We start from the raw sequence: 24,729 nt of genomic DNA, 5'->3' as shown, positions 1-24,729 counted from the left end.
CGATGACGCATGTCCGGGTTCGGCGGACGGCGGGAATTCTCGCCGGCGCGGTGCTGGTCCTGCTCGGCTGCGCGCAGGCGCCCGCGAGCGCGGCGGCACCGGCGGCGCAGGTGGTCGACGTGACGTCCTTCGGGGCTGATCCGACGGGGGTCGCGGATTCGGCGCCGGCGGTGAAGGCCGCGCTTCGGTATGCGAAGACGCTTTCCCGGCCCGTCCGGGTCGTCTTCCCCAAGGGCGTTTACCAGCTGTACCCCGAGCAGGCGGAGACGCGCGAGCTGTACGTCTCCAACACCGTGGGCGCCGATCAGGCCTACCGGGACAAGAAGATCGGCATGCTCGTCGAGGACATGCACGACGTCACCATCGACGGGCAGGGCTCCAAACTCGACTACCACGGCCTCCAGACCGCGTTCGCCTCGATCCGCTCGACCGACGTCACCTTCACGAACTTCGCCTTCGATTACGTCGCGCCCAAGGTCATCGACGCCACGGTCAGCGAAACCGGCGTCGCGGACGGACATGCGTACCGCGTGCTGACGCTGCCCGCCGGAAGTCCCTACCGCGTGGCGGACAACCACATCACCTGGCTCGGCGAGAACAGCCCGGCCACCGGGCAGCCGTACTGGTCCGGCGTCGACGGCATGCAGTATCTCCAGATCCACGATCCGGTTGCGGACACCGCCTGGCGCGCAGACAACCCGCTGTTCACCGGCGTCCAGGCCATCACCGACCTCGGCAGCCGCAAGATCCGGATCGACTACACGGGCGCGACGCCGTCGGCCGACAAAGGTCTTGTTTACGAGATGCGGCAGACCACGCGCGAGCAGCCGGGCGCGTTCATCTGGAATTCCAAGGACGTCACCGTGCGCGGGCTCGACGCGTACTACATGCAGACGTTCGGCCTGGTCGCGCAGTTCAGCGAGAACGTGACCATCGACCGGAACAACTTCCGGCCGGACCCGGGCTCGGGCCGCTCCACCGCGTCTTCGGCGGACTTCCTGCAGATGTCCGGGGTCAAGGGCCGGGTCTCGATCACGGGCAACGTGTTCGACGGGCCGCAGGACGACCCGATCAACATCCACGGCACCTACCTGGAAGTCACCGGCAAACCGGCGCCGGACCAGCTCACCGTCAGCTACGAACACCCCGAAACCGCCGGGTTCCCGCAGTTCCACGTCGGCGACACGGTCGAGCTGGTCACCAAGCAGACGATGCGGGCCGACGGCGGCCAGGCGGTGGTCACCGCCGTGGACGGGCCCAGCGGGATGGACCACTCGAAGTCGTTGACGGACATGACGATCACCCTCGACCGGCCGGTGCCCGCCGCCGTGGCGATCGGCGCCAGCGTGGTGGAGAACATCACCTACACCCCGTCGGTTCTGGTGTCCGGCAACACTTTCCGCAACGTGCCGACCCGCGGGATCCTGGTCACCACCCGCCGCCCGGTGGTGATCGAGAACAACCGGTTCGACGGCATGACCATGTCCAGCGTGTACATCTCCGCGGACGCCTACCAGTGGTACGAGTCCGGCCCGGTCGACGACGTCACCATCCGCCACAACGTGTTCACCAGGCCGTCGAGCCGGGTCATCTTCGTCGAGCCGACCAACCAGGTGCTCGACGCGGCGCATCCGGTGCACCACAACATCAAGGTCGAGGACAACACCTTCGACGTCGGCGACGTCAACCTGGTCGACGCCAAGAGCGTCGGCGGGTTCAGCTTCACCGGCAACACCGTGCGGCGGCTCGACCGCGCGACGCTGCTTCAGCTGGCGGCGCCGAACCGTTGCCCGGCGGTGGGCGACCGCATCCCGTTGCAGACCACGGCCGCGCAACCGGCGTACCAGAGCTCGCTGTTCGTTTTCCGGGGTTCCTCGGACGTGCGGGTCGCGCGCAACCGGTACGACAACGGCCTGAACGCGCGAGTGGACACAGTGGACATGGACGCGCAGTCGGTCGCCGTCGACCACGACGCCGCCTCGGTGAACGGTGACCACGTGCTGCCGGTGCTGGGTTCGATCACGTACCGCAGCAGTAATCCCGCTGTGGTGCGGATTCTCCCGGACGGGACCGCGCTCGCGCTGCGGAACGGGCAGGCCCGGCTGACGGCGGTGACGAGGACCGGCGCGGGGGAACTCAGCTCGGCTCCGGTCACGATGACCGTCGGGGGAACGCCCGGATCAGCGTCGTGCGGCGGGTGATTCAGGCCTTGCCGCCGCGCAGCAGCTCGCCGCCACCGCGGTGGCGCTCGCCGAAACCCTGCGCAGCCACGGCGTCACGGAGCCGGCCGCGAGCCTGGCCGCCGAGGCGGGGGTCGCCGCGTTCAAGGTCGGCTTCGTCCACTGGCTCGCGGCGGACGAGCAACGCGAGTTGTCGGCGTTGATGCGGGCAACGCTCGACGAGCTCAAGGCCGTGACCGCCGGCGGCGCGTGACCCGCGGATTCCTCCACGGCGGGTCTTGGCCGTCCCCTCCTGGGCTGTCTGATGGCCCACATCCACGGTATTTGTCCACCGGACTCTTATTATGTGTCCGTCGGACTGCTATCGTGGTTTTTAAGGGTCCACTGGACCTGTACATCGGAGGAAAGGGGACGACCGTGAGCAAGGTGATCGTGGTTACCGGCACGGCGACGGGGCTGGGCAAGGCCACCGTCGACAAGTTCGCCGCGGCGGGCTGGAACGTGGTGGCGACCGTGCGCAGAACCGCGGATCTCGCGGTGCACCAAGGACTTCCGCAGGTGAAGACCCTGCTGCTCGACGTGGACGACGAGCAGGCGATCCCGGATTTCGCCCAGCAGGCGGTGCGGCAGTTCGGCCAGGTGGACGCGCTGGTCAACAACGCCGGCCACTACCAGATGGGGCCGGTGGAATCGACGAGCATGGCCCAGGTGCACCGGCAGTTCCAGACCAACGTCTTCGGCCTGATCGCGGTCACGAAGGCGTTTCTGCCGGTCTTCCGCAGCCGGCGGTCGGGCGTGATCGTCAACATCTCGTCGCTGACGGCCGAGCAGGGGTATCCGTACAGCGCGGTCTACGCCGCTTCCAAGGCGGCCGTCGCCACCTTCAGCGAGGGCTTGAGCATGGAGATGGCCGAGTTCGGCGTGGTCGTGCGGGCCATCATGCCCGGCCAGCACGCCACCCGGATCTTCACCAAGATCGACGCGGCCGCCGACGTCGCCGAGGACTACCAGGGCGGCATCGAGTCGTTCTTCTCGGTCACGCCGATGACCGGGTCCTCGCCGACGGTCGCCGCGGACGTGATCTACCAGGCCGTGCTCGACCCGCAGGGCGCCCGTGTCCGCTACTACTCGGGCCCGGACTCGGCGGCCATCCCGACCGCGAAACGGATCCTCGGCCCGCAGTTGTATTGGGAGGAGTTCCGGGAGGCCGCGGTCGGGCGGCCGAGTGCGCTGTGGAGCGCGCTGGTCCCGGCTCCGGGCTCGGAGCCACTGCAGCGGGAAATCTGACTTTTACTATTCGCAGCAAGGAGTTCTCATGTCCGGCCCGTTCATCTTCATCGCCACCAACAAGGTCCGCGAAGGCAAGCTCGAGGACGAGAAGAACCGCGTCCCCGGCTGGGTGCAGTTCATCCACGACAACGAGCCGCGCACCATCGGCTTCCACGAGTACCGCAGCGCGGACGGCACCGAGGTCGAGTACATCCAGATCCACCCCGACACCGACTCCTTCGAGCACCACATGCGTGTGCTCGCCGAGAAGTCCGACCTCTCGTACCAGGCGACGCTCGAGGGGACGACCGACATCCGCATCTACGGGCAGCCCACCGAGGCCATCCTCGAGATGCTCAAGGAGGCCGCGGGAGCCGGGGTCCCGGTCACCATCCTGCCTGAGCACTTCGGTGGGTTTACCCGCACGGCTTAAGGGAAATCGCCGGTCTCAGTTGTGCGGCCGCAGCCAGACCGCTTCGGCGCGGGCGCTGGCTTCCGGTGTGAAGTAGTCGCCGGTCCGGAGGTCTTCCAGCAGGGTCGCGTGCTCCGGCGCCCAGCCCAGCAGTGCCTGGGTGTGCTCGCTGGAGACGGGCGCGTCGAGGGAGAAAAACCGGGCCAGGAAAGGGTTTCCGAGATGTTCGGCGGCCTGGTCGAGGGTGAGGGAGACGGCGGGGATGTCGAGAACCTGCCCGATCTGCTCGGCAACGCTCTTGATCGTGACGGCGCCTTCGCCGGCGCCGTGCAGCACGCTCCCGGCGGGGGCTTTCTCCAGTGTCAGACGGAAAAGGCCGGCGGCGTCGAAGCGGTGGACGGCGGGCCAGCGGTTGGCGCCGTCGCCGATGTAGGCCGAGACGCCCGCCCGGCGCGCGCCCGCGATGAGGGCCGGGATGAACCCGTAGTCGCCGGGGCCGTGCACGGTCGGCGCGAGCCGGACGACGCCGGCGCGCACGCCTCGCTCGGCCAGGTCCAGACAGGTCTGCTCGCTCCGGATCCGGAAGGCGGCGACCGAATCGGGGTCCGGCGCGTCCAGTTCGGTGCTGACCCGGCCGGTCTTCGTCACCAGCGTGCCGGACGTGACCACAAACGGCCGGTCGGACCCCGCGAGGGCCTGCCCGATCGCCTCGATCGCGGTGCAGTCGCGGCGGACGAGGGCTTCCGGGTCGGCGTAATCGCCGCCGTACGCCATGTGCAGGACACCGTCGGCGGCTTCGGCGCCGCTGCGCAGGCTGTCGAGGTCTTCGACGGAGCCGCGGTGCGGAGTGGCGCCGAGTGACTCCAGCCGGGAGGCGGCGGCGTCCGAACGGGCCAGGCCGGTGACGGTGTGGCCCGCTGCGATGAGCCCGGCGACGACGGCGGGACCGGTCTGGCCGGAACCACCGGTGACAAAAATGTGCATCGAACACTCTCTCCGTTACGCCAGTGACTGGCACTAAATAGCGCCAGTCGCTGACTCTACGCGTAGCGCCAGTGACTGGCACAACGTGATGCCAGTCACTGGCGTTACGAAGTGCCCGCGGCCGGTGCGCGCGGGTAGTGTCAGGGCGTGCCACGGAGCGGAGCAGACGCGCGACGCCGCCTTCAGGAGGCGGCCATGGAGTTGTACCGGGAAAACGGGTTCGACCAGACCACCACGGCCGAGATCGCCGCCCGGGCCGGAGTCAACGAGCGCACGTTCTTCCGGCACTTCCCGGACAAGCGCGAAGTCCTCTTCGGCAGTGAAGCCGAGCTTCGCACCACGATGACGGAGGCGGTGGCCGAAGCGCCCGAAGGCTTGCAGCCGTTCGAACTGCTGCTTCGCGCGTTCCGCCAAGCCGGGAAGATCCTCGAGCGAAACCGGCCGTTCTCAGAGCCGCGCTTGGAGATCATCGCCGCGACGCCGGCGCTGCGTGAACGCAATCTGGCCAAGGCCGCTTCGCTCGCCGAAGCGCTGGCCGAGGCGTTACGGCAGCGCGGGGTTTCCGACCGGCTGGCCAGCCTGGCCGCGCACACCGGCTGGGCCACCTATCACGAAGCCGCCCAGGCCTGGATCGACGACCCCGGGCCGGGCTTGGACGCCTACCTCTTGCGGGCTTTCGAAGATCTGCGCACGCTCTCCGCGGAAAGCTGACTGCGGCAACTGCGTGAACCCTTGTCCGGAACGAGCCAGAACCGGGCGGATTCCTTCAACGCGGGCCCGGGGTTTCCTATCCTGACCGGACCTTCGGTGCGTGGAGAGGGATGTCGATGCGGACATTGCTCGTGCTCCTGCTCGTCCTCGGTTCCCTGACCCCGGCGCCCGCGGCCGCGGCGCCCGCGGCCGCGGCGGCCGCGGTCTGCGTCACGTCCTGCGACACCCTCGATCCGTCGCAGGCCGCGAGCGAGACCTTTCCCTTGCCCGACAAGGTGATCAACGGGCGCGTCGTGCGGCTGCACGCCTCGGATCCCGATGGGATGGCGTGGGCGAGCATCGACAGCGCCGTCGCGGGTGACGCCGTCTGGCTCGACCGGTCGTGGGACGGCGGCGCGACCTGGGACGGCCTGCTGGGCAAGGCGACCGTGCCGAGCACGTGGACCGGCACCCGCACGCTGATGTACAACCTGACCGATCCGGCGACCCACCGCCGTGGCCTGCTCCGGGCCTGTGGCGACGCGCAGGGCGTCGACTGCACCGCGTGGATCTACCCGACCGTCTGCGACACCGCTTGCGACGGGACCGCGCCGGGCTCCGGGGACAGCCAGCCGGTGGGCGCGACCACCATCTTCGGCCGCACCGTCCGGCTGCACTTCGACGGGAACGGGATGGCGTGGGCCGGGATCGAGGCGGGCGGGGCCGGTGACGAGATCTGGCTCGACCGGTCCTGGGACGCCGGGGCGAGCTGGCCGGACGGCTCGTCGCTGGGCCGTGCCAGCGTGGCGTCGGGCGCGACCGGCACCCACACCACGGCGTTCGCCACGCGGGACCCACGCGGCCGGATGTATGGGGGAGCCGTGCGCGCGTGCGGCCGGGAAGCCACCCACGACCAGGGCAGCTGCACGGCTTGGGCGAGCCCGGCGACGACGCGTGCGGCCGGCGCGGCGGACGCGCTGATGTGGTCCTACGAGCCGTACACCGCGTGGTGGCCGTCGAGCTGGTGGAACTCGGCCGTCGCGGTCACGGCGATGGCGGACGCGGGCGGCTACGACGCTCAGTTGGCCCGCACCTTCGACGTCAACCGGGTCGCTTTCCCGGCCGGGACAAGGAGTTCCGACCCGATCGACGGCCACTTCATCAGCCGCGCGATCGACGACACCGAGTGGTGGGGACTGGCCTGGATCGCCGCCTACGACCGTACGCACGACGCGCGTTACCTCACCGAGGCGACGACGATCGCGAACTATGTCTACGGCTTCTGGGACACCGGGACCTGCGGCGGCGGGGTGTGGTGGGACCGCGAGCGGACGTACAAGAACGCCGTCTCCAGCGGGCTGTACCTGCGGCTGGCCGCGTCACTGCACCTGCGCGTCGCCGGGGACACCGTGTGGGGACAGCGGGCGAAAACCGCGGGGGACTGGTACCTCAACAGCGGGCTGATCAACGCTTCGGGCCTGGTGAACGACGGTCTGACGGCCTCGTGCGCCAACAACGGCCAGACCGTGTGGACGTACAACCAGGGCCTTGGCATCGGCGGCCTGGTCGAGCTGTGGCGAGCCACCGGTGATACGTCCTATTTGGACGCGGCCCGGCGACTGGGCGACGCGGCGATGAGCGGCCTGACCTCCGGCGGGGTGCTCGTCGAGTCCTGCGACACCGGCACGAATTCCTGCGACGACAACCAAAAGCAGTTCAAGGGCATCTTCATGCGGTACTTCGGCGACCTGGCCACCGCGACGGGCTCGGCCACGTACCGGGCCTTCGTCCAAAAACAGGCCGACACGCTCTGGGCGAGCGACCGCGACCCGCTGAACCGGATCGGCGCGCGCTGGGCCGGGACCACACCGAACGTGACGGACTGGCGGACTCAGGCGTCCGGTCTCGAGGCCGTGCTCGCGGCGGGGTAGATCAACGGGCCTGAGGGGACAGCGAAGCGAGCTGACCGGACAGGAACCCGACGAATTCCCGCGTGACCGGGTCGAGTTCGTGGTCCTGCCGGGTCTGGACTTGCAGGGACCGGGTGCCCAGGTCCGGCTCGTCCAGGTCGACGGCGACGACTGTGCCGGCCGAAAGATCCTTGAGCACGGCGATTTCCGAGAGCAGCGCGATGGTGTCGCTGTCCTGGAGGTATTCGAGGGTGCCGGCTGGGCTGTCGCATTCGAGGCTGGGCATGAGGTGGATTTCATTGCGCTGGCAGAAGGCCTCGAACAGGATCCGGTTGGTGTTCCCGTGCGGCAGCAGGGCGAGCGGATAACGGGCGACTTCCCGGATCGAAACCGAAGAACGCGCCGCCAGTGGGTGCCCGGGGCTCATCACCGCCCGGGTTTCGGCCGGCACGGTGAAGTTCACCTCGACCCCCGGCTCGTCGGCCAGGGTGAAGGTGACCGCCACGTCCACCGAGCCCTGCCGGACGCGCTGGCTCGCGTGGCGCGGGTCGGTCATCTCGATCCGGAAGCTCACGTTCGGGTGCTCGGCGCGGAACCGGCGCAGCACGGTGGGCACCAGCTGGTGGATGAGCCCGCTGGTGGTCGCCACCGAAAGCACCTTGACCTCGCCCTTCAGCGAGCCGAGCGCGTCCAGGCAGGCCGCCGTTTCGCGCAGGACCCGGCGCACGTAACCGGCGAACGCGGTGCCGGCGGGTGTGGGCAGCACCCCGGCGTGCGCCCGCTCGAAGAACGTCGCGCCCGCCTCCTTTTCGAGTCGGGCGACCTGGCGGCTCACGGCCGACGGCGACACGAAAAGACTCCGGGCCGCGGCGTTGATCGAACCGAGTTCGTACGCGGCCAAGAAGTACTCGAAGCCCGGGTCGACGAAGGTCATGGCGGCATCCTGCCCCGGTATTGCGCGGTCGGCAATACCGTGCCCGCGCGATCCGCAGCACCAAGTCCGGGAGCCGTCTTGTGAGGTTCGCGCGGCTCGTGGAATCGTCGGAAGAGCCCGGTTCGCTGACCAAGGAGAATCGATGTCGCGTGATCTTCCGGAAACGCCAGCCGAGCTGCGAAACCTGGCGGTAACAAAGTCCGTCGAGCAACTGGACAGCGGTGCCTACTTCGAGGCGCTGGCCCGCCGTGTCGCGATTCCGACGGAAAGCCAGAACCCGGACCGGGCGAGCGACATCGTCCGCTATTTCACCGAAGAGATCGGCCCGGTGCTCACGAAAATGGGATTCGAGGTGAAACTGGAAGCGAATCCGGTTTCACCCGGGCACCCGTTCCTCATCGCGTCCCGGATCGAGGACCCGCTCTCGCCGACAGTGCTGCTGTACGGGCACGGCGACGTCCAGCACGCCCACCCCGAGCAGTGGCGGACCGGCCTGGACCCGTGGTCGCTCCGGATCGAAGGCGACAAGGTCTACGGCCGGGGCACGGCGGACAACAAGGGGCAGCACAGCATCTGCATCACCGCGCTGGAGCAGACCCTGGCCGCGCGGGGCCGGCTCGGTTACAACGTCAAATTCCTGCTCGAGAGCGGCGAAGAAACGGGCTCGCCCGGCCTACTCGAATTCGCCGCGGCCAACCGGGAAACCCTGTCCGCCGACCTGTTCCTCGGCTCGGACGGGCCGCGGATCTCCGCCGGGCGCCCGACGGTTTTCCTCGGCTCGCGGGGCACGCTGAACTTCACCCTCCGCGCCGATCTCCGGGAATCCTCGCACCATTCGGGAAACTGGGGCGGCGTGCTGCGCAACCCGGGCACCGTGCTGGCCGCGGCGATCTCCTCACTGGTCGACGGGGCGGGCCGGATCAAGATCGACGCGTTTGTGCCCGGCCCGATTCCGGACGCCGTCCGCGCGGCGCTGGAAGACATTTCCGTCGACCAGGGGCCGGACAGCCCCGCGATCGACGAGGGCTGGGGCGAGCCCGGCCTGACGCCGATCGAGCGGCTGATCGCGTGGAACACGATCGAAGTGCTGGCCATGCGGACCGGCGATCCCGACGCGCCGGTCAACGCCATCCCGGCCGCCGCGGTCGCCCATCTGCAGATCCGGTTCGTGGTCGGCACCGACGTCACCGATTTCGCGGATAAGGTCCGGGATCACCTGGCCGCGCTGGGTTTTCCGTTCATCGAAGTCGAGGTGGCGCACGTCATGCCGGCCACCCGGCTCGATCCCGATCACCCGGCGGTGCGGCTGGTGCTGGCGTCCATCGAGCGGACGCTGGGCAAAAAGCCCGCGCTGCTCCCGAATCTCGGCGGCTCGATCCCGAACAGCGTCTTCGCCGACACCCTCGGCCTGCCGACCGTCTGGGTCCCGCATTCCTATCCCGCCTGCGCCCAGCACGCGCCGGACGAACACGCCCTGGTTTCGATTTCGCGGGAGGGACTGCAGATCATGGCCGGCCTGTACAGCGATCTCGCCGAAACCCGTGAGGTCTGGGCGCCGCGCCACCCCTGACCGTCACTTGCCGGAAAGGCTTGACCCATGAGCGAGGAACAGCAAGTCGTCGCGGCGAGCAGCACTGGCGAAGCCCGCCGGACCAGTCCGGGAAAGATCATCGCCGCGGCCTGTGTCGGCAACGCGATCGAATGGTACGACATCACCGTTTACGCATTCTTTTCGGTTTATCTGGCGCGCGTGTTCTTTCCGGCTCACGACGCAGGAGTTTCGCTGCTGCTGACCTTGGGCACGTTCGCGGTCTCTTTTCTGGTACGCCCGCTCGGCGCCCTCGTCATCGGGCCGTATTCGGACCGGGCCGGGCGCAAACCCGCGCTGACGCTGTCGATCGGCCTGATGTTCCTGGGCACGCTGCTGATCGTGGTGATGCCACCCGCGTCGTCGATCGGCGTGCTGGCCCCGCTCGGCATCCTGCTCGCCCGGCTGCTGCAAGGGTTCGCGGCCGGCGGTGAGTTCGGCAGCGCCACCTCGTTGATGATCGAGCACCTGCCGCACCGGCGCGGGTTCGCGGCGAGCTGGCAGTTCACCACCCAGTCGGTGTCCACGCTGCTGGCCGCGGTCGTGGGCACGGTCCTGACCAGCACGCTCACCGACCAGCAGCTCGACTCCTGGGGATTCCGCATCCCGTTCCTGGTCGGCCTGCTGATCGGCCCGGCCGGGCTCTACATCCGGCGCCACGTCCCGGAATCGCCGGAATTCGTCGCCTCGCGGCGGGCCGGCGAGACCGCCCGGCCGGTGCGGACGATCAGGAAAACCCAGAAGGCCCGGGTGGTGCTCACCATGGGCACGCTCGCGGTGTCCACCTGCATCGTCTACCTCATCACCTACATCCCGACGTACACGATCAAAACCCTGGGACTGCCGGGTTCCACCGGGTTCGCGGCGACCATGATCGGCGGCGTGATGCTGCTGCTGGTGACGCCCATTGCCGGCTATTACTCCGACAAGGCCGGGCGGGTCCCGATCATGCTGCCGGCCGCGATCGGCGTGCTGGTCACGGTGTACGGGCTCTTCGCGGCGATCGTGGTCGCCCCGGCGCTGGGCATTCTGCTTGCTGCCGTGGGTTTCCTGTCCGTGCTGAAGGCCGCGTACTACGGACCGATGGCGTCGCTGATGGGCGACCTGTTCCCCACGGAAACGCGCGCCACCGGGATGTCCTTGGGCTACAACATCGGCGTCGCGATCTTCGGTGGCCTGACCCCGCTGGCCTCGGCCTGGCTGGTCAGCGCCACCGGTGACGCGAAATCGCCCGCGTTCTGGGTGATGTTCTCGGCGGCGGTCAGCGTGGCCAGCCTGATCGTGATCGGCAAACGGCTCAAGCTCCGGTGACTACCGGGTCTTCAGGCCGTCGAGGATCAGCGCGATGACGGCCTCGGACTCCGCCTTGATCTCGGGGGAGCGCCACTCCTCGGCGTGTATCGGGCTGTGAAAGCGGCTGGTGGCGTCAAAAATGGCCCGCGCGAGCACGTCCGGCTCGCCGTCGGCGAAGTCGCCGCCGTTGATGCCGTCGGCCACCACGGCGCGGATCTGCGCGAGCAGGTTGGCGACGTGGGCCGAGGGCACCGCGCTGTGCTCCATCGCCAGCACCCGGAAAGTCTCGAACAGCTCGGGGTCTTCCTGCGCCTTCGCCCATTTCAGGCTGAAGATGGTGGTGAGCAGCCCGCGTAATCGCTCGGGCGGCGGCAGTTCTGCGCCGGCCTCCCGGACCGCCACGGTGTAGTCCGCTCGCGACCGGTCGAGCCAGCGCTGGATCACGGCCTCGCGCAGGGCGGCCTTGGACGGGAAGTGCCGGTACACGCTCCCGTGGCTCACGCCGAGGACCCGGGCGACGTCGAGCACCGTGGCCTTTTCCGGGCCGTGGCGGCGAAGCACGTCCTCGGTGGCTGACAGGATCGTCTCCGGATCGAGTGGCTCCCGGCGCATCTGGACTCCTTGTCTCCTCGAGAGCGAACGTACGTCGACAGTCTGACAGATGGCAGACTCTGTCAGGTTGTCAGGTATCGAGTGACAGAAGTTGCCATCTGTCAGTCAGTGGTTGTACGTTGCTGCTCATGACCACCACTACTGCTTCGTTCGCCGGCCGTACTGTGTCCCGGCTCGGATATGGCGCGGCCCAGCTCGGCCGCCTGTCCGAACGCCGTGAAGAGGCTGTCGCGTTGCTGCGGCGCGCACTCGAGCTGGGCGTGAATCACGTTGATACCGCGGAGTTCTACGGGTTCGGCTTCGCCAACGAGGTGATTCGCGAGGTGCTGCGCCCCGAGGACGACGTGCTGGTCGTCACCAAGGTCGGGGCCGACCCGAACCCGGGCGGGCGGGTGCCGTTGCGCATCGCGCAGCGGCCCGAGCAGCTGCGGGCCAGCGTCGAGGACAACCTGCGCAGCCTCGGCGTCGACCGGCTCGCGGTGGTGAACCTCCGCCGTCTCGATTCCGGCCCTGGCCTGCGTCCCGAGGGTGAGCAGGTGGTTGACCTCGACGATCAGCTCGAGGTGATGACCGCGTTGCGCGACGAGGGCAAGATCGGCGCGATCGGGCTGAGCTGCGTCACTTCCGACGGCCTGCGCCGCGCCCTGCCGGCCGGCATCGCCTGCGTGCAGAACGCCTACAGCGTCGTCTCCCGTGACGACGAGGACCAGCTGCGGTTATGCGTCTCCGAGGGAGTCGCCTGGGTGCCGTTTTTCCCGCTGGGCGGCGGTTTCGCGGGAATGCCCAAGGTTGCCGACGAACCGGCGGTGCACGCTGTGGCCGAGTCGATGGGCGTCACGCCGTCGCAGGTCGGCCTGGCCTGGCTGCTGCACCACGCGCCGAACGTGCTGCTCATCCCCGGCACCGCCGACCTCGCCCACCTCGAAGCCAACCTGGCCGTCGCCGGGATTTCCTTTGACGACGCCACTCTCGCGACCCTCGACGCCATCGAATCCCGCTCCAGCGAGGTCCGGCTCGGCTAGCTGCGGGCGTCGTATTCGGCGCGGGCGGCGTCGATGCGGTCCAGGTGGGCGGTGCTCCACTCCAGCAGCGGCATGGCGGCTTCGCGCAGGGTTCGGCCCATGGGCGTGAGCTCGTAGCTGACGTGCGGCGGCATTACATTGTGGACAGTCCGGGTCAGGATGCCGTCGCGCTCCAGGCTGCGCAGGGTGACGGTGAGCATCCGCTGGCTGATCCCGGTGGTTTCGCGCTTCAGCTCGGTGAACCGGCGCGGGCCCAGCCGGAGGTTGCGCACGACCAGCAGCGACCACCGGTCCCCGACGATGCCGAGCACGACCCGGGGCCGGCAGGTCAGGTTCTCCTCGTCCGGCGGCGTGGTCATGGTTACCTCCAAGGAACCGGGGCACCCGAATGTGCCGTATTGCCCCCGGCGGTACCGGGGAGTCACCATGGTTGTGGTTCCTGAAGAGTACCTGGTTACGGATGGGAACCGCCATTTTTCCGTGCGCCCACGCGCTTCGAAGAAGGAAGATCCAACCCATCATGTCTACATTTCTGCTGGTCCACGGCGCTTGGCACAGCGGCCGGGCGTGGGAGCGGGTCACGCCGCTGCTGGAGTCGGCCGGGCACCGGGTGCTCGCGCCGTCGCTGACCGGCTACGGCGACAAGGCGCATCTGCTCAGCCCCGAGGTGGGGCTCGACACCCACGTCGACGACATCGTCACGCTGATCGAAGAACAGGACCTGACCGACGTGATCCTCGTCGGCCACAGCTACGCGGGGCTGGTCATCTCGTCCGTCGCCAACCAGGTGCCGGACCGGATCGCGCAGCTGGTGTACCTCGACGCGATGGTCCCGAAGGACGGCGAGACCGCGATCGACGTCATGCCCGTCACCCAGGCCATGATCGACCAGGCGGGCAGCTGGCGGATTCCGCCGCTGCCGGAGCAGCCGCCGCCGCTCGGCCTGTTCGGGGTGACCGACCCGGCGGACATTGCCTGGCTGCGCGAGATGCTCTCGGACCAGCCGGTGCTCTGCCTGCAGCAGCCGGTCCGGCTGGACAACCCGGCGGTGAACGCGATCTCGCGCACGTACATCGAGTGTGTCGGCGCGAAACCGGCGGGCATCAGCCGGCGCGAGATTCCGGCGATCCAGCCCAACGGCTCCCCGTCGCAGGTGTGGCAGCTGCCGACCGGCCACGACTGCATGGTCACGATGCCGGCCGAGCTGACCGAGCTGCTGCTCAAGCTTTAGCGTCGCGGTCCCAGGTCGCGGTGAGCCACGGCCGGACTGTTTTTTCGATCTGCTGCTCGGAAATCTCCGCGAGCGCGTCGAGCTTGAGGAAGTGCCGCGCGATCGTGAGGCCGAGGATGCTGCTCACGGTCAGCGCGGCTTCGAGGTCGGCGTCGGCATGCTTGCTGGCGCGGGCGAGGTTGGTGACGCGCTCGTTGAGGAAGTCCCGCATGGCCTTGGCGGCTTCCGGCGTGGTGAGCATCGACCGCGCCAGCGCGCGGGTTTCCGGTGGCAGCTCGCCCAGGCGGACGTCGAGCACGTCCGCGAGGTGGTCGGCGACGTTGTCGTCGGTGCTTTCGCCGGGCAGCTGGATGGCGATGGCGAAGAGGTCGTTTTTCGTGCCGTAGTGCTGAATGACCAGCGAGGGGTCGACCTGGGCGCGTTGCGCGATCGCGCGCACAGTCGTCCCCTCGCGGCCGTGCTCGCCGAATTCCGCTTGTGCCGCCTCGAGAATGCGTTGCGCGGTGGCGGCCCGCCGGGCCGCGCGCGTCTTCGGCTCATTCACCCGGGTGACTTTACAGGTGTTGAGCGAACCGGTAGATTCGCTCAACAGAAGATGAGCCAAAGGGAGCTTGATGCGAGTCGTCGCGATCGAAGAGCACTGGACCACGCCGGAAATCGACCAGGCGCTGCGGGCGCAGCCTGAAGGGGACCCGAGTGTGGTCCTGAACGACCGCGGGGACATTCCCGCTCGGCTGCTGGACATCGGTGACCAGCGCATCGAGGCGATGGACGCGGCGGGCATCGACGTCCAGATCCTCTCGATCGCCCCGCCGGGCGCGCACGGGCTTCCCGCCGGCGAGGCGGTGGCGCTCTGCCGTGACGCGAACGACCGGGCGGCCGAGGCCGTCCGCCGTCATCCGTCCCGGCTGCGGGCGATGACCACGCTGCCGATGCCCGACCCGGACGCGGCGGTCGCCGAGTTGCTGCGTACCGCCGACCTGCCCGGCCACGTCGGGATCATGTCCTATGGCCGCAGCGGCGAGCGCCCCCTCGACGACCCGGCGTACGACGACCTGCTCGCGACCGCCGCCCGTCTGGGGCGCCCCGTGTTCCTCCACCCGCAGATTCCGCCGGCCGCCGTGCGGGACGCGTCCTACCGCGGGTTCGACCCGATTCTCGAGCTCTCGCTGGCCACTTTCGGCTGGGGCTGGCACATCGAGGCCGGGCTCGCCGCGCTTCGGCTGATCGTGCGCGGCACCTTCGACCGGCACCCGGACCTGCAGATCGTGCTGGGTCACTGGGGCGAAATGCTGCTGTTCGCGCTCGAACGGGCCGACAGCCTGTCCAACGTCGCGACCCACCTCGAACGGCGCGTCGCGGACTACTTCGCGACCAACATCCACATCGCGACGAGCGGCATGCTGACCCCGCGGCTGCTGCGTCACGCGCTGGAGTACACGAGCGTCGATCGGATTCTGCTGTCCGGGGATTATCCGTTCCACCGGATGGAAGCTTCCGAGGTCGCCGATTTTCTGGAGACCCTGCCCGACGCCGGCGACCGGCAGAAGATCGCCGGCGCCAACGCTGAATCGCTGTACGGGATCAAGGAGTGAGCGTGAGCGACAAAACCGTCCTCCTCATCGGCGCCTCGCGCGGCCTGGGCCACGCGCTTGCCGCGGAGTACCTGGACCGGGGCGCGGACGTCGTGGCGACCGTCCGCGGTTCCGCGCGCACCGCGCTGCACGATCTCCGGGACACCGCGGACGGGCGGCTGGAGATCGAGCACGTGGACATCACCGTGCCGGAACAGGTCGAGGCGCTGCGCGACCGGCTCGCGGGCCGCCGGTTCGACTTGCTCTTCGTGAACGCGGGCATCACCAATCCCCAGGAGGAAACCAGCGCGGACGTCACGACCGAGGACTTCACCCGCCTCATGGTCACCAACGCGCTGAGCCCGATGCGGGTCATCGAAACTCTCGGCGGACTCGTCGGCCCGGACGGCACTCTCGCGATCATGTCGTCGGGCCAGGGCAGCATCGCCAACAACGAACGCGGCGGCTTCGAGATCTACCGGGCGAGCAAGTCTGCCCTCAACCAGCTGATGCGCAGCTACGCCGCCCGCCATCGGGACGACACCCGGACGCTGCTCCTGATGGCACCCGGTTGGGTCCGGACCGACCTCGGCGGTCCCCATGCCCGCCTCACCATCGGCGAGAGCATTCCCAGCCTCGTCACCACCGTTGAGGCCCAGAAAGGCCGCGCCGGCCTGCAATACCTCGACTACCGCGGGGAGACCGTGGCCTGGTGAAGCCGGCGGTTCTCGGTAAGAACCGACCGGCGTGGTTACGAGCCCCTGTCGATCAACGCTGCGCTGAACACCGTGGCGTCCGGCTTGCACTGGATTCCGGCGTTTTCCCGGCACTGGCGAAGGTCGGGGTGCAACTGCTCGCGTACGACTCGTTCGACTCGCGTTTCACCTACGGGATCGACCGGCTGCTGCACCTGGCGTGAGCTCAGTCGGCTTCGAGCAGGCCTTCGGCGGCGCCTTCGAGAGCGGCGGCGATCTCGATCGAACGCGGCAGCATGGTCTTTTCGTAAACGCGGACAGCGTCGTCCACGGTGGCGGCGTTCGCCAGGGCCAGCGCGAGTTCCGACGCGTCGAGCATGGCGAGGTTGACCCCGACGCCGAGCGGCGGCATGAGGTGGGCGGCGTCGCCGAGCAGGGCCACGGCCGGGTTGTGGTCCCAGGTGTGCGGCACCGGGAGGGCGAGGATCGGGCGGTCGATGTACGCGCCGTCGTTGTCGGTGATCAGCCGGCGCATGCGCGGTGACCAGCCGGTGTACTCGTCGAGCAGCAGGGCGCGGACGCCGTCGGTGTCCGCGGCGGTCAGGCCCTTCGCGCCGAGCCAGTCGGCCGGGGTCTGCCGGATCAGGTAAACGCGGATGTGGTCCCCGCTGTTGCGCTGGGCGAACATCCCGCGTTCGCCGTCGCCCGCCATGGCGCCGCCCTGACCGACCATTTCGGACAGTTCGGGGTGCCGGTTTTCGACGTCGGAGAACCACGCTTCGACGAAGCTGATCCCGGTGTAGCCGGGAATGGCGTCGGAAACGGACGGGCGCACGCGGGAGTAGGCACCGTCCGCGCCGATGACCAGATCGGTCTCGACGGTGGTGCCGTCGGTGAAGTGCAGCTGCCGCGGGCCGTCGTCGGGGCCGCTGACCCGCTCGAGGCCGTGGCCCCAATGCACGGTGCCCGGCTGCAGCGAGTCGAGCAGCAGGGTGCGCAGCTGGCCGCGGTCGATCTCCGGTTTGAACAGGTCGTCGGCCGCAGGCAGCTGCTGGAAGGTGACTTCGCCGTCCAGACTGAGCTTGCGCATCTCCTGCCCCTCGGGGCGGGCCAGCTTGAAGAATTCGTCGAGCAGGCCCGCTTCGCGCAGGGCGATCTGGCCGTTGTCAGCGTGCAGGTCGAGGCTGCCGCCCTGGTTGCGGGCTTCGGGGCCCGGGTCGCGGTCGTAGACGGTGACCGCGATGCCGTGCTGCTGAAGGATTCGGGCGCAGGTCAGCCCGCCGGGGCCGGCGCCGATCACGGTGATCCTGGCTTGGGTGGGTGGTGGTGAGTTCATGATGGCTCCTCTCTGTCGCTCCCCATGAAAGCAGACTCGGTAAAAAAGTGCAACGAGTCAACTTAGTGATGGAGGCAACCATCGCGGGAGGCTCGGCGGGCGCGCAAGGACTCGTGAGTGTTTATGCCGGTTCTAGCGAACCGTCACTTGACGACCTACCGTAGTTGGTATGGCTCACTCACACCAGGTTAGCGCAGGTCAGGACGGTCGACAGCCGATCTTGGACTCGTACGCTCGGCTGTCCCGTAATCAGGCGGGGAAGCTGGAGAAGTGCGAGACCCAGCACGCCGACAACCGCGACGTGATCGAGCGGTTGGGCGGTGTGCTGGGTGAGGAGATCTCCGACCCGAAGCTCTCGGCGTGGAATCCGAAGGTGCACCGTCCGGGGTGGGAACGGATCATGAAGCGGGTCGCCGCGCGGGCGTGTGATGGCGTGGTGTTGTGGAACACGGACCGGGGGTGGCGTCAGTCGCCGGACCTGGAGGACATGTTCAAGCTGATCGAGGGCTACGACTCGTTCACGGTCGCGTCCTCGCATGGCCGGTATGACTTGTCGGACTACAACGACCGGTTCCAGTTGCGGCAGGAGGTCGCGCACAACCAGCGCAACTCCGATGAGGCGTCACAGCGGATCTCACGCCGGTTCGATGTCCTGCGCCGCAAAGGCATTCCGCACAACCAGGGCCGCACATTCGGGTTCCCCGGATTGGACCGGACCGTCCCAAAGGACGAGGCCATGGACGAGGACGGCCGCGATACCCGGGAGCCGGTGTCGGCGGCGTTGGTGGAGCGGGAGCGGGTCGCGCTGCGCGCCGGGACCAGTGCGGTACTGGCCGGGGTGTCTCAGGTCAAGTTGAGTGAAGAGTGGAACGCGGCCGGGTTGCGTACGGTGACTGGCGGGTTGTTCAGCCCGACGAAGGTCCGGGACCTGTTGTTGCGGCCACGCAACGCGGGGTTGATCGAGCACGAGGGCGAGATCGTGGGGACGATGCCGGGTGAGCCGATCGTGGACCCGGTCGAGTTTGAGCGGCTGCGTGCGCTCTATGCCGGGCGCACGCGCGGGCGGCAGCCGGGGCTGCGGTATGTCGGGTCGGGGATCGCGACGTGTCCCCGGTGTGGCAAGAAGCTGTCTGGGCGTCCGCATGTCGGGGAGTATCCGGACGGGGAGCGGCGGCGGCAGTATGCGTGCACGAAGGCGCGTGGTGGGTGCGGGAAGGTCGCGGCGGACGTGCGGTTGGTGGACCGGGAGATCCGGGGGATGGTGCTCGCCCGGATGTCGGACAAGACGCACGCGGCGGCGATCAAGGCAGCTCGGGCGCGGATCTCCGATCGGCTGGCCGAGGTTGATCGGGAGATCGCCGAGTGTGAGACGCGGCAGGAGGCGATTGCCGCGAAGTGGGGCGCGCGGAAGATGTCGGACAAGGCGTTCGACCGGGCGAATGAGCCGCTGATCGCTGACCTGGCGCGGTTGGAGGCCGTGCGGGAGGAGTTGACCGGCGGGAACCCGGAAGGCCCCACCGAAGCGATGAGCCGCGAAGAAGCGGCCGAGAAGTGGGACGCCGCCGACATCGGCGAGCAACGCGCCATGCTCACCGACGCACTCGGCCGGGACTCCCTCTACGTCGACCCCTCGGACCGGACCGGCTTCCGTACGTTCAACCCGAAACGTGTCCGCGTCGAGCCCTGCCAGTCCAACGCGGGCCGCCGCACGGCGTCCCGCCCAGCGGCCGAGCAGGCGGTGCAGGGGTAGCCAGTCGGCCGGACGGCCGGTAGAGGTCACTGCATGTCATCTCGCAGGTCACCCGGTGGTGTCCCACTGTGGTCGTAGCACACTGCTGGGGTCAATTGCTGCTGAGAAGGGAAAACCACATGGGCGTCTTTCTTGACCCACATCTGGACGAGGCGCTGCAGGCATGGGCCGACGAGGTCGCGTCCGCGAAAGACCCTGGTTTGCGTGATCATCCGCTGCGGTGGACGTTCTTTCTGCGCACCATCAAGGGGTATCCGCCGCACGACTGCCCGAACGAGCAGAAGTCCGCGCGTCTGACCCGCTGGGCGGAGACGCTGAATCTCGTTCTCAAGCCCGCGCAATCGCCGCACGAGGTCGGTATCCTCACCTATGTGGGCGAGGTCCAGGGGTGGCCGGTCACGCTCAACGTCACCGTGGACGAGGCCGCGCGCAACCGTGCATTGCTGGAGGCTGGATCAATGCGCTAGATCCGTGTCCGCACGTTCAAACCCGAAACACGTCCGTGTGGAACCCTGCCAGCCTGGCCCGACGGCGCGGCTAACCGGGTCCTGATTGGCGGGCCGGAGCACGCGAACGGTGGCTCACCAGCCCTTGAGGGGTTGGTGAGCCACCGTTGCTGTATCCGGGCGGTCAGCCGTTCCTGTTGCCGCCCGGCGGTTGCTGGGCCTGGCGGGCGTCGATGCGGTTGAGGATCACCGCAAGGGCACGGATCTGCACCTCTGTCATCGGTGGCCAGTCCACAACGATCACGGCCCACCGGTCGACCGCTTCGGCGTCGAGCCGTGCCTGTTGCTGTGCGTAGGTCTCCCGCGCGACCGGTACTGCCTCGTTCGTCTCCGGTGCGGGCTCGCTGCTGGCCGTGGTGTGGGTGCTGTCCTGGTGGGTGCGGGCTTGTTCATCGCGTCCTCGCGTGGTGTGTCGTCGTGTCGTGGCCGTAGTGGGTGCCGGGCGTCCGGCGCGGTGGCTAGCCATCGCGCCCCCGGTCCTCGCCGTCCGTCTCGTCGTTCGCGTCGCGGGGAGGGAGGGACCCGCGTGCGTCCGGCGAATCACTCGCATTTCGGCCCGTTTCGGGGGTTGGCCGGCGGCGGGTCCCCCACCTCCCCTCACCGTGTTTCTCGTGGTCAACGCGGGGATTCGGGGTGGGGGAGGCTGGGGGGAGAACTCCCCCGGTCCCGGGTACCTCCCCCGTGTCCTCCCCGCCGCTCTGCCGACCGTCGGCGGTGTCGCGGCGGGCTTGTGCGCGGGCCACGTCGGCGGCGTGGACGTACATGTGTCCGCGCACCTTGCGGGGGCGTTGCCCATAGGGGGTCAGCGCTGCTGTCAGGTCGGCGAATGCCCAGGACTCGTACTCGGCCGGGTTGTAGCTGATGAGCCGCGCGATCACCGTTTGTGTCCGCACCCGCGCCTCACCGTCCAGCACAGCGGCGATGTCGGCGAGGTGATCGGCCACCACGACGGGCGCGGCGGCCTCGATCTGCGGCCGTGTGCCGGACTCGACGTGACGGCCTGCCTCCTGGATCAACGCCATGGCACGGATGATGATCGGGGTGACGTCGTCGATGCCGTCCTCGAACGCGACGTAGAAGGTGCGCACCAGTTCGAATGTTTCGTCGGTGATGCCGACCGCGACACAGGTTCCCCGGTCGGTGTTCATCCGCAGTTCGGTCGCGCGGATACCGGCCGCGTACTTCCCGGACCCGAGTAGCCCGTCGTTGGCGACCTGATCGGCCACGGAGAACGCGACCCCGCATCCGATGTTGCGGGTGACTTCGCGGGGGATGCTGTCCTTCGTCGGTGACTGGGTGGCCAGCAACAGGGTGATGCCGTACTTGCGTCCTCGCTTGATCAGTCGTACGGCGAGTTCGGCGGCTTTCTTGCCGAACGTGGGGTGCTGGAACAGTTCGTGGCATTCGTCGATCCCGCACACCAGCGGATGCAACCCGAGTCCCGGTTTGTCGGCGAGCTTGCGCGAGACCTTCGGCGGGCGGCCGGGCTGTTCCCCGAGGATCTTGCCGCGCCGCTCCATGTCGGTCAGCAGATCCGCGAGTGCCTGGGTGGCGGCTTCGGCCACCCGGTCGTCCATCCCCATCCCGTAGCGCGTCAGGCGGGGTTGGAAGGGGTCGAAGTCGGGGGATTCGCCCATCACGAACACCCACAACTCCGCCGTCGGATCGAGTGCCGCACCTTGCAGCAGGGTCCGTAACGCGTTGGATTTGCCTTGCCCCGGGCGTCCGCCGATCAGCCAGTTGACCCCGATCAGCGGCGCGTTGATGACCAGGCCGCGTTGCGACAGTCCGAACGGGACACCCTCGAACAGATCCACCTGTCCGTCCTCGGCCAGCGGCCATTCGCCGGCACCGCCCCGCAGGACGCCCTTGTCTGCGATCCACAGGTCGAGGATGCCGTCTTCGTCTCCCTTGGTAGGCCACGTTTCCAGCGACGCCCGTCCGAGGTTCGCCGCAAGTTGGGAGCGGCGGGCGGCGACCTTGTCGGCGGCGACTTCCAACGGTAGCCGGATCTGGGCGTAGGTGCCGTCCCCGTCCGTGCGCGCCGCCACGGTGTAGACGAGTTCGCCGCCGTCCTTGAAGAACCGGTTCAATGGCGCGATACCCAAGTGCGCCAACGCCTTGCTGATCATCCGTTCGTCGATCCACGAGTCGGCATCGTCCCGGTCGGGTTGGACCAGCCACCCCGCACCAGGGCTACGGTCGCGGCCCTCGAACGCCGCCGCCGCCGCCCACACCACCGGCAGTCCACACAGGACCACCGGCACCACCGCGGTCAGCACCGACCAGGCCGTGTCGAGTCCGGTGTAGACGTTCGCGAGCCAGGTCCACATGTCGCCCCGCGTCATCACCGAATCCACCAGCCACAACACCGCCGCGACCGGTGCCGCCACCCGCACTGTGACCACCAACCGGCGGAGCGCGATGCCGAGCTTGGCCCACCGCGCGGTGGCGTCGGAGCGGATCAGTTCCTGCGCGGTACGGCGCGCGTCGCGGTCCCCGGCCAGTCGCGCCTGGCGGGCGTCCGCGCGCAGATCGGCGTAGGTGGCCCAGCTCCAGAACTTGACCAGCCACCGCCCGTTCCCGCGTAGCACGAACCACACCAGCCGCAGCAGATCCGCCGGAGCCTTCCGCACCCGGTACGCGGCCAGCGACCGCATGCGAACCATCGGCCCGGACCGCCACAGCCGCCCGGCCGCGTCGGCGACCCGTTGCCACTCCGACACCCGGCGCGGCACCGCCCGCCTACGTGGCTGGGGCAACGTGTCGTCGACCAGTACACCGTCAAGGACCGGGCCGACCTGCTCGACCTCCCGGCCACCGCCCGGGGGCAGCGCGGCGCGCTCATGCTCCTTCTCCGGAGTGTTCTCAGCCATCGCGCCGCACCCCCTCACCGGACTCAGCCGTCAGGGTGGCCGCGATCCGGGAGGACACACCCCGGGAACACCCGGTGACCTCCCGCACCCACAACGGCGTGAGGTCAACCTCGGGCGTCCACGCGGCGCGGGCGTCGGTGAGGTAGTCCGCGAACAACCTCCGCCGGACAGCACGGGCCGGACGTGGCCCGTCCGGCGGTGCCGCCTGCGCGTCCAGTTCACGACCGGGCATGTTCGGTTCGGGGGCTGATGTGTTCGGTTCGCGATCCGGTGCGGCCGGTTCCCGACCTGCCACTGCGTGGGCGTGGCCGGTGGCGTTCACGAGCGCGACGGTCACGGCGTCGGTGAGCTTGTCCCGCACGTCGGTCACGGCCTCAGCGGCGACGAACACGACCAGCGGCGGCACCGAATGCAGCACCACCCCGGCCGGCGACCCGGAAACCCACGATGACCAGGTGTTCATCACGTACGTGGCGGCCAGTGTCAGCCACTTCGCCGCCCGCACCCACGCCCCGGTGTGGACCTGGTACCGCGCGGTGACCTGCTCCGCCCGCAGGATCGCCAGCAGAACCAGGCACACCGTCGGATCGAGCAACCACGCGGTCAGCCACGGCAACGACCCCACGGCCGAACCGGACGCGGCGAACCACTGCACATTCGCCGTGGTGAACGCCAGCCCGAGCACGATCCCCGACCAGCACAACCGGTCCACCTGTGTCCGGACGCGCTCCACGCGCAGCGCCACCACGTCGGGGTGGGTCTGCCAGCGCCGGACCTCAGCCGCTTCACGGGCGTCCTCGGCCAGCCGCCGCGCCCGCCCCGGCACCGCCGGGGATGTTGATTTCTGGGTGGTTGGGGTCATCGGCGACCACCACCCCGACGACGCGACGCACCGGTGCTCGTGGTGTCCATTGAGGTGACCGTCACCGCCCGCGTCAGGACATACGCCGCGATCAGGTCCGGCACCCCGAGGACCACCAGCACCAGCGTCGGGTTGTGCACGTGGGCGAGCACGAGCCACTGAACGCCCACGAACCCGGCACCGGTGAGCAGCACCCGACTGGCCAGTGACACCACCCGCGAACTCGCCCGCGCCGCGTCGGCGGCCCGGCGCGCCTTGCGCGCGCTGTAGCGCCAGACCGCGACCAGGACGAGCAGCACCCCGATCCCGGCGAGGATCTGTGTGGGCGTGAAGTTGACCGTCATCGCACATCACCACCCGCGCGGCGGCGTGCCCACACCCGATACAGAGCGCGCCGGTCCGTCTCCGGCAACGCGTCCCACACCCCGACCGTGTCCGGCCCTGCCGTCCGCAACTCCCATTCGCGGCACTGGTCGATCACCGGGCATCCGGCACACATCCGGGCTGCCAGCTCCCGGTCCGGCGAGTCCTGCCCGGACAGTGCGGGCATGTCGGTGCGGTCGAACGCCCAGAAACACAGACCATCCCCGGTCACCACCTCGCGCAGCACGTCGCCGGGCACGGCGGCGTACCGGTCAAGCTGAGCAGCCATCTCCTCGTAGCCGGTCATTGCGCACCACCGCTATCGAGCACGCGCCGTACCTCGGCGGCCGGGACCACCAGCCGGGAACGACGACGCGTCGCACGCAGCGTGCCGCGCCGGATCGCCGCACACACCCACGACTCCGGGACACCCAGCGTCCACGCGGCCTGACGGATCGACAACACCACCGGAACACCGGTGTAGTTCGTTGTTTTTTTCATAATGTTGGGGCCTTTCTCTTAGACTCCGACCCGCTTTTGCGGGCCGTGCCATCAAGTAAGCGACCAACACCAGAAAACAACTATGTCAAGGCGCGAATAACATATCCCCGGCCAGCATATACGCAGGTCAAGGGCAGGTTT

Annotated in this window: 27 protein-coding genes; 15 read left to right on the top strand and 12 right to left on the bottom strand. The window is 68.8% G+C overall.

The window, feature by feature from the left end; translation table 11 throughout:
* Nucleotides 1-2: 2 nt before the first annotated feature.
* From OG371_RS08820 to OG371_RS08805, 4 genes are all read left to right on the top strand, one after another.
* Entirely contained in the window at nt 3-2,201 is a 2,199-nt protein-coding gene (locus tag OG371_RS08820; protein ID WP_329067411.1) for a right-handed parallel beta-helix repeat-containing protein, read from the top strand.
* A 40-nt stretch (nt 2,202-2,241) separates the two neighbouring features.
* Nucleotides 2,242-2,433: a hypothetical protein gene (locus tag OG371_RS08815; RefSeq protein ID WP_329067410.1), complete on the top strand. Its 192-nt coding sequence runs from the start codon at nt 2,242-2,244 to the stop codon at nt 2,431-2,433.
* A gap of 164 nt (nt 2,434-2,597) precedes the next feature.
* Entirely contained in the window at nt 2,598-3,467 is an 870-nt protein-coding gene (locus OG371_RS08810; protein ID WP_329067409.1) for an SDR family oxidoreductase, read from the top strand.
* A 28-nt stretch (nt 3,468-3,495) separates the two neighbouring features.
* Nucleotides 3,496-3,882: a hypothetical protein gene (locus tag OG371_RS08805; RefSeq protein ID WP_329067407.1), complete on the top strand. Its 387-nt coding sequence runs from the start codon at nt 3,496-3,498 to the stop codon at nt 3,880-3,882.
* Between the two features lie 15 nt (nt 3,883-3,897).
* Here OG371_RS08805 and OG371_RS08800 read toward each other — a convergent pair whose 3' ends face one another.
* A complete protein-coding gene (locus tag OG371_RS08800; protein WP_329067406.1) occupies nt 3,898-4,845 on the bottom strand; it encodes an SDR family oxidoreductase in 948 nt (315 codons plus the stop codon).
* A 195-nt stretch (nt 4,846-5,040) separates the two neighbouring features.
* Here OG371_RS08800 and OG371_RS08795 point away from each other — a divergent pair, with 195 nt between their 5' ends.
* Nucleotides 5,041-5,556, top strand: a complete 516-nt coding sequence (locus OG371_RS08795; RefSeq protein WP_329067405.1) for a TetR/AcrR family transcriptional regulator — start codon at nt 5,041-5,043, stop codon at nt 5,554-5,556.
* A gap of 116 nt (nt 5,557-5,672) precedes the next feature.
* Nucleotides 5,673-7,466, top strand: coding sequence for a glycoside hydrolase family 76 protein (locus tag OG371_RS08790; RefSeq protein WP_329067404.1), 1,794 nt, complete (start codon nt 5,673-5,675; stop codon nt 7,464-7,466).
* A 1-nt stretch (nt 7,467) separates the two neighbouring features.
* On the opposite strand, the gene OG371_RS08785 is transcribed toward OG371_RS08790, so the two are convergent.
* Nucleotides 7,468-8,379 carry a LysR family transcriptional regulator gene (locus OG371_RS08785; RefSeq protein ID WP_329067403.1) on the bottom strand — a complete coding sequence of 304 codons (912 nt, stop codon included), beginning with the start codon at nt 8,377-8,379 and terminating at the stop codon, nt 7,468-7,470.
* A gap of 142 nt (nt 8,380-8,521) precedes the next feature.
* Here OG371_RS08785 and OG371_RS08780 point away from each other — a divergent pair, with 142 nt between their 5' ends.
* Nucleotides 8,522-9,949: a M20 family metallopeptidase gene (locus OG371_RS08780; protein WP_329067401.1), complete on the top strand. Its 1,428-nt coding sequence runs from the start codon at nt 8,522-8,524 to the stop codon at nt 9,947-9,949.
* A 27-nt stretch (nt 9,950-9,976) separates the two neighbouring features.
* On the top strand, nt 9,977-11,278 hold the full coding sequence (locus OG371_RS08775; protein ID WP_329067399.1) for an MFS transporter: 1,302 nt from the start codon (nt 9,977-9,979) through the stop codon (nt 11,276-11,278).
* Here the strand turns inward: OG371_RS08775 and OG371_RS08770 are convergent, their stop codons facing one another.
* The gene (locus tag OG371_RS08770; protein ID WP_329067398.1) at nt 11,279-11,872 is read right to left on the bottom strand and encodes a TetR/AcrR family transcriptional regulator; all 594 of its coding nucleotides are present in this window, start codon (nt 11,870-11,872) and stop codon (nt 11,279-11,281) included.
* 128 nt (nt 11,873-12,000) lie between these two features.
* On the opposite strand from OG371_RS08770, the gene OG371_RS08765 reads away from it, so the two are divergent.
* Entirely contained in the window at nt 12,001-12,894 is an 894-nt protein-coding gene (locus OG371_RS08765; RefSeq protein WP_329067396.1) for an aldo/keto reductase, read from the top strand.
* Here OG371_RS08765 and OG371_RS08760 read toward each other — a convergent pair.
* Nucleotides 12,891-13,253 (bottom strand): winged helix-turn-helix transcriptional regulator, encoded by a 363-nt coding sequence (locus tag OG371_RS08760; RefSeq protein ID WP_329067394.1) that lies wholly within the window; start codon nt 13,251-13,253, stop codon nt 12,891-12,893. The genes OG371_RS08765 and OG371_RS08760 overlap by 4 nt on opposite strands.
* A gap of 161 nt (nt 13,254-13,414) precedes the next feature.
* Here OG371_RS08760 and OG371_RS08755 point away from each other — a divergent pair, with 161 nt between their 5' ends.
* Nucleotides 13,415-14,125: an alpha/beta fold hydrolase gene (locus tag OG371_RS08755; RefSeq protein ID WP_329067392.1), complete on the top strand. Its 711-nt coding sequence runs from the start codon at nt 13,415-13,417 to the stop codon at nt 14,123-14,125.
* On the opposite strand, the gene OG371_RS08750 is transcribed toward OG371_RS08755, so the two are convergent.
* On the bottom strand, nt 14,115-14,669 hold the full coding sequence (locus OG371_RS08750) for a TetR/AcrR family transcriptional regulator (RefSeq protein WP_329067391.1): 555 nt from the start codon (nt 14,667-14,669) through the stop codon (nt 14,115-14,117). The genes OG371_RS08755 and OG371_RS08750 overlap by 11 nt on opposite strands.
* A gap of 70 nt (nt 14,670-14,739) precedes the next feature.
* On the opposite strand from OG371_RS08750, the gene OG371_RS08745 reads away from it, so the two are divergent.
* The 3 genes from OG371_RS08745 to OG371_RS08735 are packed head-to-tail and all read left to right on the top strand — an operon-like array spanning nt 14,740 to nt 16,618.
* On the top strand, nt 14,740-15,720 hold the full coding sequence (locus OG371_RS08745; protein ID WP_329067389.1) for an amidohydrolase family protein: 981 nt from the start codon (nt 14,740-14,742) through the stop codon (nt 15,718-15,720).
* 2 nt (nt 15,721-15,722) lie between these two features.
* Nucleotides 15,723-16,415, top strand: a complete 693-nt coding sequence (locus OG371_RS08740; protein WP_329067386.1) for an SDR family NAD(P)-dependent oxidoreductase — start codon at nt 15,723-15,725, stop codon at nt 16,413-16,415.
* Entirely contained in the window at nt 16,412-16,618 is a 207-nt protein-coding gene (locus tag OG371_RS08735; RefSeq protein WP_329067384.1) for a hypothetical protein, read from the top strand. The genes OG371_RS08740 and OG371_RS08735 overlap by 4 nt, the downstream gene beginning before the upstream one ends.
* 2 nt (nt 16,619-16,620) lie before the next feature.
* On the opposite strand, the gene OG371_RS08730 is transcribed toward OG371_RS08735, so the two are convergent.
* Nucleotides 16,621-17,730: an FAD-dependent oxidoreductase gene (locus OG371_RS08730; RefSeq protein ID WP_329067382.1), complete on the bottom strand. Its 1,110-nt coding sequence runs from the start codon at nt 17,728-17,730 to the stop codon at nt 16,621-16,623.
* A 220-nt stretch (nt 17,731-17,950) separates the two neighbouring features.
* Here OG371_RS08730 and OG371_RS08725 point away from each other — a divergent pair, with 220 nt between their 5' ends.
* Both OG371_RS08725 and OG371_RS08720 read left to right on the top strand, forming a co-directional pair.
* A complete protein-coding gene (locus tag OG371_RS08725) occupies nt 17,951-19,480 on the top strand; it encodes a recombinase family protein (protein ID WP_329067380.1) in 1,530 nt (509 codons plus the stop codon).
* Nucleotides 19,481-19,599: 119 nt separating this feature from the next.
* Nucleotides 19,600-19,947, top strand: coding sequence for a hypothetical protein (locus tag OG371_RS08720; RefSeq protein WP_329067378.1), 348 nt, complete (start codon nt 19,600-19,602; stop codon nt 19,945-19,947).
* Between the two features lie 163 nt (nt 19,948-20,110).
* Here OG371_RS08720 and OG371_RS08715 read toward each other — a convergent pair whose 3' ends face one another.
* The 6 genes from OG371_RS08715 to OG371_RS08690 form a co-directional block, all read right to left on the bottom strand.
* Entirely contained in the window at nt 20,111-20,452 is a 342-nt protein-coding gene (locus OG371_RS08715) for a hypothetical protein (protein ID WP_329067375.1), read from the bottom strand.
* Nucleotides 20,445-22,646, bottom strand: coding sequence for a hypothetical protein (locus OG371_RS08710; RefSeq protein WP_329067374.1), 2,202 nt, complete (start codon nt 22,644-22,646; stop codon nt 20,445-20,447). The genes OG371_RS08715 and OG371_RS08710 overlap by 8 nt, the downstream gene beginning before the upstream one ends.
* Nucleotides 22,647-22,854: 208 nt before the next feature.
* Nucleotides 22,855-23,724 carry a hypothetical protein gene (locus OG371_RS08705; protein WP_329067372.1) on the bottom strand — a complete coding sequence of 290 codons (870 nt, stop codon included), beginning with the start codon at nt 23,722-23,724 and terminating at the stop codon, nt 22,855-22,857.
* Nucleotides 23,721-24,068 carry a hypothetical protein gene (locus tag OG371_RS08700; RefSeq protein WP_329067370.1) on the bottom strand — a complete coding sequence of 116 codons (348 nt, stop codon included), beginning with the start codon at nt 24,066-24,068 and terminating at the stop codon, nt 23,721-23,723. The genes OG371_RS08705 and OG371_RS08700 overlap by 4 nt, the downstream gene beginning before the upstream one ends.
* Complete coding sequence (locus OG371_RS08695; RefSeq protein ID WP_329067368.1) at nt 24,065-24,394, bottom strand: WhiB family transcriptional regulator; 330 nt, start codon at nt 24,392-24,394, stop codon at nt 24,065-24,067. Before OG371_RS08695 ends, OG371_RS08700 begins: the two co-directional genes overlap by 4 nt.
* Complete coding sequence (locus OG371_RS08690) at nt 24,391-24,588, bottom strand: helix-turn-helix domain-containing protein (protein ID WP_329067366.1); 198 nt, start codon at nt 24,586-24,588, stop codon at nt 24,391-24,393. Before OG371_RS08690 ends, OG371_RS08695 begins: the two co-directional genes overlap by 4 nt.
* Nucleotides 24,589-24,729: the final 141 nt, after the last annotated feature.

The organism is Amycolatopsis sp. NBC_01480 (genome assembly GCF_036227205.1).
Classification (GTDB): domain Bacteria; phylum Actinomycetota; class Actinomycetes; order Mycobacteriales; family Pseudonocardiaceae; genus Amycolatopsis.
Note: the sequence above shows the minus strand (reverse complement) of the source record. Positions and strands in the feature narration are given on the sequence as shown.